The organism is Streptomyces sp. 13-12-16 (genome assembly GCF_002114215.1).
In the GTDB taxonomy this organism is placed as follows: Bacteria; Actinomycetota; Actinomycetes; order Streptomycetales; family Streptomycetaceae; genus Streptomyces.
In genome coordinates this window covers 1-1,559 of sequence record NZ_NCTE01001329.1, presented here as the reverse complement: position 1 = coordinate 1,559, position 1,559 = coordinate 1, and the positions used below count along the sequence as shown (strand labels likewise).

The following is a 1,559-nucleotide window of genomic DNA, read 5'->3' as shown; positions in this document are numbered from 1 at the left end:
CGGGCACCACCGCGTCCCCGGCCGCCGGCACGGCGCGGGCGGCGGAGCCGTCCGTGTGGCCCCGGCCGCACTCCCTGCGTGCGAACGGCGCCCCGGTCGCGGTGACCGAGGAGGTCGCCCTGGTCGCGGACGCGACGGCCGACCCGTACGCCCTCGACGCGCTCCGCGCGCTGCTGCGGGAGGCGGGCGCACTCCGGTTCACCGCCCCCGGCGCACAGGTGCCCGAGGGGGCGCTCGTGGTGCGCGTGGACAGGGAACGCACCCCGGGCGACCCCCGGCACGCCCTTCCCGCCGGCGGCTACGCGCTGACCGTCGGCAAGGGTGCCGTCTCCCTGTCCGGCGCGGACGGCGACGGCCAGTTCCACGGCGTGCAGACGCTGCGCCAACTGCTGCGCCCGGACGGCACCGCGTTCACCGCGGCCGTCGTGCGCGACTGGCCCGGCACCGCCGTGCGCGGCATCACCGAGGGCTTCTACGGCACCCCGTGGACGCACGGGCAGCGGCTGGCCCAGCTCGACTTCATGGGCCGCACCAAGCAGAACCGGTACCTCTACGCGCCCGGCGAGGACCTCTACCGGCAGGCCCGCTGGCGCGAGCCGTACCCGGCGAAGCGGCGGGCGGAGTTCCGGGAGCTGGCGGAGCGGGCGCGGCGCGACCACGTCACGCTCGGCTGGGCGGTGGCCCCGGGGCAGGCGATGTGCTTCGCCTCGGACGACGACCTGCGGGCGCTGACCCGCAAGCTGGACGCGATGTGGGCGCTGGGCTTCCGCGCCTTCCAGTTGCAGTTCCAGGACGTCAGCTACAGCGAGTGGCACTGCGGGGCGGACGCCGGCCGGTTCGGGTCGGGGCCCGGCGCGGCCGCCCGCGCCCAGGCGCACGTGGCGAACGCGGTGGCCCGGCACCTGGCGGAGCGCCACCCGGACTCCGCCGCCCTGTCCCTGATGCCCACCGAGTTCTACGAGGACGGCTCGACGGCGTACCGGCGCGCCCTCGCCGGGGAGCTGGACGCGGGCGTCGAGGTGGCGTGGACCGGGGTCGGGGTGGTGCCGAGCACCATCACGGGCGGCCAACTGGCGAAGGCCCGGGAGGTGTTCGGGCATCCGCTGGTGACCATGGACAACTACCCGGTGAACGACTACGCCCCCGGCCGGATCTTCCTCGGCCCCTACCGGGGCCGCGAACCGGCCGTCGCGGCGGGCTCGGCCGCGCTGCTCGCCAACGCGATGGAGCAGCCCGAGGCATCCCGCATCCCGCTGTTCACCGCCGCGGACTTCGCCTGGAACCCGCGCGACTACCGCCCCCGGGAGTCCTGGCGGGCCGCGATCGCCGACCTCGCCGGCGGTGACGCCCGGCGCGGGGAGGCCCTGGCCGCGCTCGCCGGGAACACCGCGTCCTCGGTGCTGGGCGGCGAGGAGTCGGCGTACCTGCGGCCACTGCTGGAGGCGTTCCGGCGGGCCCGTACGACCGTCCCCGGCACGGACGGGGCGGCGGAGGCGGCGCGGCTGCGCGCGGCCTTCACCGTCCTGCGCGAGCTGCCGGAGCGGCTGGCCGGGACCGGG

At 77.3% G+C, this 1,559-nt stretch carries 1 protein-coding gene; it reads left to right on the top strand.

Annotation, left to right across the window (positions count from 1 at the left end; genetic code table 11):
- Positions 1–1,559: beta-N-acetylglucosaminidase domain-containing protein (locus tag B7767_RS40555; protein WP_179167511.1), on the top strand; the 1,559-nt coding region annotated here is incomplete at both ends.